Origin of the sequence: Arthrobacter sp. H41 (genome assembly GCF_000520535.1) — a bacterium.
In the GTDB taxonomy this organism is placed as follows: domain Bacteria; phylum Actinomycetota; class Actinomycetes; order Actinomycetales; family Micrococcaceae; genus Arthrobacter_D.
Genome location: NZ_KI914839.1, coordinates 1 through 1,301 on the forward strand (window position 1 = coordinate 1; position 1,301 = coordinate 1,301).

1 protein-coding gene is annotated in these 1,301 nt (G+C 69.5%); it reads left to right on the forward strand.

What is annotated here, in order from left to right:
• Window positions 1-1,253 (forward strand): leucyl aminopeptidase (locus Y705_RS0115575; RefSeq protein WP_026533522.1); only part of this gene is annotated, 1,253 nt, incomplete at its 5' end.
• Window positions 1,254-1,301 lie beyond the last annotated feature (48 nt).

Consider the following 1,301-nt stretch of genomic DNA (forward strand, 5'->3'; position numbering starts at 1 on the left):
TCCGGCGGGCCGTCGGCGCCGCCATCCGCCAGCTCGCGGGACTGGAGACCGTCGTCGTCGCCCTTCCCTCCCCCTCCGTCGCCGAAGCGGCGGCGGTCGCCGAGGGCGCGGCCCTCGGTGCCTACGACTATGAGGGCTACCGGTCGGGCATCGGGGCCGACGGCGCCGCCGCACCGAAGAAGGACACGGGCGCGGTCAGGAACGTGATCGTCCACTGCGAGTGCGCGCAGGATCCCACGCTTCAGGACGCCCTGCGGCGGGCCACGGTGCTGGGCAGGAACGTGAATGCGACGCGATCGCTGGTGAACCAGCCGCCGAGCCACCTCTACCCCGAGACGTTCGCCCAGGCGGCCAAGGACCTCGCGAAGGGCCTCCCGGTCAAGGTCACCGTGATGGACGAGAAAAGGCTTGAGCGCGACGGCTACGGCGGAATCCTGGGCGTCGGCAAGGGCTCGTCCCGGCCGCCCCGGATGGTCAAGGTGGAATATTCCCCTGCCAAATCGAAGGTCCACCTGGCCCTGGTCGGCAAGGGCATCACCTTCGACTCGGGCGGACTGTCCCTCAAGCCCGCCGCCGGCATGCAGACCATGAAGCTCGATATGGCAGGTGCCGCCGTCGTCCTGAACACCCTCCTCGCGGTTGCCGAGCTCGGCCTTCCCGCCAAGGTGACGGCATGGCTGTGCCTCGCCGAGAACATGCCGTCGGGCACCGCCCAGCGTCCCGAGGACGTCCTCACCATCTTCGGTGGCCGCACGGTCGAGGTCCTCAACACCGACGCCGAAGGACGCCTCGTTCTCGCCGACGGCCTCGCCGCCGCAAGCGAGGAAGCGCCGGATGCGATCATCGACATCGCCACGCTGACGGGCGCCCAGATGATCGCCCTGGGTACCCGCGTCTCGGGAGTGATGGGCGACGACGGCGTGCGTGACGCCGTCAAGGCCGCAGCGGACCGCGCCGGCGAGCAGTTCTGGCCGATGCCGCTCCCCGAGGAGCTCCGCCCGAGCCTCGATTCGCAGGTTGCCGATATCGCGAACATCGGCGAACGCAACGGCGGCATGATGACCGCCGCCGTCTTCCTGCGCGAATTCGTGGGTCAGGTCGACGGGGAGAAAATCCCCTGGGCGCACCTGGACATCGCAGGGCCGGCCTTCAATGAGGGATCGGCGTACGGCTACACCCCGAAGTCGGGAACCGGCGTCGGTGTCCGGACGCTGCTCGCCTACATCGAGGACGTCCTCACCCGGGCGGCCTAGGACCAGCGCCGATCAGCACAGAACAGTCCCGTGGCTGCCGGGCAGGAA